This is a genomic window from Streptomyces sp. CO7 (assembly GCF_053474865.1).
Genome location: NZ_JBRIOU010000002.1, coordinates 560,258 through 564,009 on the forward strand (window position 1 = coordinate 560,258; position 3,752 = coordinate 564,009).

At 75.7% G+C, this 3,752-nt stretch carries 4 protein-coding genes; 2 read left to right on the plus strand and 2 right to left on the minus strand.

Annotation, left to right across the window (positions count from 1 at the left end; translation table 11 throughout):
- Positions 1-370: phosphotransferase (locus tag ACOV8S_RS04480; RefSeq protein ID WP_448316215.1), on the minus strand; the 370-nt coding region annotated here is incomplete at its 3' end.
- 310 nt (positions 371-680) lie between these two features.
- Complete coding sequence (locus ACOV8S_RS04485) at positions 681-1,715, minus strand: M4 family metallopeptidase (RefSeq protein WP_448316216.1); 1,035 nt, start codon at positions 1,713-1,715, stop codon at positions 681-683.
- Positions 1,716-1,905: 190 nt separating this feature from the next.
- On the opposite strand from ACOV8S_RS04485, the gene ACOV8S_RS04490 reads away from it, so the two are divergent.
- Entirely contained in the window at positions 1,906-3,216 is a 1,311-nt protein-coding gene (locus tag ACOV8S_RS04490; protein ID WP_448316217.1) for a hypothetical protein, read from the plus strand.
- A gap of 86 nt (positions 3,217-3,302) precedes the next feature.
- Positions 3,303-3,752 (plus strand): GNAT family N-acetyltransferase (locus ACOV8S_RS04495; RefSeq protein ID WP_448316218.1); only part of this gene is annotated, 450 nt, incomplete at its 3' end.

A 3,752-nucleotide genomic window follows, 5' to 3' on the forward strand; every position in this document is an offset into this window, starting at 1 on the left:
GGGCGTGCACCATCCGCAGCAGCTCCGCCAGGTCGCGGGCCTCGGCCGGGCGGACCGGATCGGGCAGACGGTGCCAGAGGGTCAGCGGGTGACCGTCGACCAGCTCGGGCTCCCCGGCGGCGCGCGCCGCCGGCACCCCCTGCTCCTCCAGCCAGCGGGCGACGGCCACCTCGTGGCGGGCGCGGTCCAGCAGCTCGGGGGTGCGGGCGATCTTGGCGACGAGGTCGCCGACGGCGAACACGGCGTTGTCGCCGAACGACAGCAGCGGCGCCGCCCCGGCGTCGATGCCGCGGAGCCGCTGGTACGCGTGCGCGTGGGCAGGCGTGGCGGCGGCGGTGGCCAGGACGGCGCGGGCCGATGCCTCGTCCATGGGGGTCCTTCTGACGTGCGGATGACGTGCGGACCGTGCGGATCCGCTCCGGTCCCAGTCTCCCACCGCACCACCCGACGGCGTCGGGGGCGTCCCCCCTCGCGGGTCCGGGGCGCGTGACGAGTGTTCGGCGGTGCTCTACCTCCTCCGCACCGCGGTGGGGAGGAGGTAGAGCACCGGAACGGCAGCCACGGGAGGCGGCGGCCCGTTCCCACGGCCTCACGGCCTCACGGCCTCACGGCCTCAGGGCCTCACGGCCGCGCGGGGGCCGGGACGGGACGGGACGGCGCCGCCGCGCGAGGGGCGGGCGTCAGACGCCCGGGATCCCGCGCGCCCGGAAGGCCGCGCGGACCGCGTCGGCCGCCTTCGCGCCGTACATCTCCTCCGCCGTGGCGACGGTCGCCAGCGCCGCGTCGCTGAAGCTGGTGTCCGGGGCGAAGTCGAACTGGGCGTTCACGATGATCCGGTCGGCCGTGCGCGCGCCGAGGGCCCCGCGGATGTCGAACAGGGCGCGGGACCAGATCTGGCCGTCCGCGTGGACCTGGCCCACCCGGTCCGCGTAGGTCTTGGACCCGTCGACCCGCCGCAGGCAGTGCGGGGTCCCCGAGTACGGCACCGAGTCCCAGTCCGCGACGCAGGCCAGGTCGGCGTCGCGCGTCCACCCGTACCGGCGGACCGCGTGGTCGCCCACGGTCACCGCGAGGTAGTCGCCGAAGGCCTCGCCGATCGCCCCGGCCTCCACCGAGGTGCCGTACCCCGGCACCTGCGCGTGGTGCACCGCGTGCCCGTACTCGTGGACGATCACCTCCGCGTCCTCGGCGTCGTCCACCCCGCCCTTGCCGAGGCGTATCTCCGCCTTCTTGTCGGTGAAGTAGGAGTTGTCCGCGCCCCACTGGTTCAGTCGGACCGGCTGGACCCGGTCGTTGACGCCCGGCAGTTCGCTGCCGAAGCCGAGGCCCTGCAGGTACTCCTGGGCCTCGTTGATCCAGAAGTACGCCATCACCTGCTCGAACTCGTCGTCGTGCCGGTCGTAGCCGCCCGCCCGCGCGACCTCGGCCGGGGACCCGGTCTCGGAGCGGACGGTCACCCACCGGCCGGAGAGCCGGCCGCTGCCGTCGAGGTTGCGCAGCGTCGCCAGGGCGTAGGCGGACTCCGGCACGGCGGACGCGGCGTCCTTGGCGTCCACCAGGGTCTGGTCGCCGGTGGCCTGCACCGGGTTGACCATGAAGACACGCCCGGCCGGGGCGCCCGCCGCCGCGACGACCGGTCCGGCGGCGGCCAGACCGGCCAGCGCCGCCACGGCGACGGCCGCGGCGGTGGCGCGGCGAGGAGTGTGACGGATCATGTGTGGATCCTCCGGTGTCCGTGGGTAAGGAACGGGGGGTGGGTGGCGGCGATCCTTCCCCATCCACCAGGGTGTTGACCAGGCTCGGCCACAACTGCCGTACCATCCACGGACAACTCCTCATGACCGGCGGTGGACACAACTCCGTTGCCGCGGAACAGTGTTACGGCGAGGACACAGGAGGAACCCGATGGCACGGGGCAGGCACCGCAGACGCAGAAGGGGTGTCGCGCTGCGTGCCCTGCTGGGTGGGACGGCGCTGGCCCTCACCGGAGCGGCGACCGTCATCAGCGTGTCGCAGGCGACCGACGACACCCCGGGCGGCCTGCAGCGACTCCCCGCCGCCACCGGGCCCGCGCTCCGCGAGGAGGCCGTTTCGTGGCCGCGGCTCGACGCCCTCGCCGACCGGCTGGGCGGCGCCGTCCCGCTGCGCACGGTGCTGCGCGAGGCCGAGCACGCCATGCCGGGCGGCGACGACTGCGCGGACGAGGGATCCCTGCCCGCGGAACCGGCGGCGGCGCGCTCCTACTGCTGGGACGAGGCCGACGCGCTGGACGAGGACTGGGCCCCGGTGTCGGTGGCCGCGCCCGCCGACTCCGACCGGCGCTGGGGCGAGGACCCGGTGATCGTGTCCGCCTGGACGCGGACCGAGGACGCCGACGGGCCCGGGTCCGCGCGGATCGCCTTCGTCGACGCGGGCGACCCCGACCGGCTCACCTACACCTGGGGGCTGCTGGCCCTGCCCACCCCGCAGGCCGAGGACGGGCCGGGCGAGGGGTACCGGCCGCTCGGCGCCGAACTGCGCGGCATCGTCTGGTACCAGGACAAGCTGCTGGCCACCGTGGGCAGCCCCGGCGGCGGCGAGACCCTGCACGTCTTCTCCCTGGACCGGGTGCACCGGGCGGAGGGCACGCGGGCGGACGGTGGGAGCCGGTTCGTCCTGCCGGCCGTCGCCTCGTACCGCCTGCGCGGCGACGGTTGTTCCGAAGAGGGCGACGGCTCCGCCTGTCTCGGCGCGCTCTCGGTGGACCGCTCCACCACCCCCGACACCCTGGTCGCCGCCGAGCGGCGGGACGAGGGGCCGTCGCGGCTGTGGCGCTACACCTTCAGCGGCTACCAGGGCCGGGAGGGACTGCTCTCCGTGGACGGCAGCGGCTTCGCGCGGCCGGTGGAGAGCTACCGGACGGAGGCGACCGGCATCCGGGGCGTGGTGGCGCACCGGCCCGAGGGCGCCGCCGAGGACCGGTGGTACCTGGCGGCCGACCCCCGCGAGGCCCAGGGCGGCCGAGGGGCGCTGTGGGCGCAGTCGGCGGGGGAGCGGACCGCCCGCGCCGCGCGGTGCGGGGACTACGACCTCCCGTTCTGCTGGGCCGCGGGAGCGCGCGGGCTGGCGTACCGCTCGGGCACCGGTGAGCTCTGGGGGGTCGCGGACGCGGCGGGGGACGGGGAGCGGACCCTGTTCGCCGTGCCGCTGCGCGCGGTCGACGCCTCGCTGGAGTGAGAGGGCCGGAGCCCGCCCGGCGGGTGAGGTGTGAGGTGACCGGCGGTTTCTCGACAGAGTCCCCGCCCGGGTGATTGTCTGACCGCATGAGCACCACCACCGCCACCACGGTCACCACCTGGTCCCTCGAGCAGACCTCCGCCGCCGACCTGCGGCCCGCCGCCGTGCCGGAGGGCGACGTCCGCGTGGTCCGGGCCGAGGTGCCCTCGCCGGAGTTCAGCCGGTTCCTGTACGCCTCGGTGGGCGGCGACATCACCTGGATCGACCGGCTCGGCTGGTCCCACGCCCGGTGGCGGGAGCACCTGGAGCGGCCCGGCGTGGAGACCTGGGTGGCGTACGACCGGGGCACGCCCGCCGGGTACGTGGAGCTGGAGGCGCAGGACGAGGGCGTGGTGGAGATCGTGTACTTCGGCCTGCTGCCGGACTTCCGGGGACGGCGCATCGGCGGGCACCTGCTCTCCGAGGGCGTCGCCCGCGCCTGGGACCTGGCCGGCCGTTGGCCGGGGCGCACGCCGACCACGCGGGTCTGGCTGCAC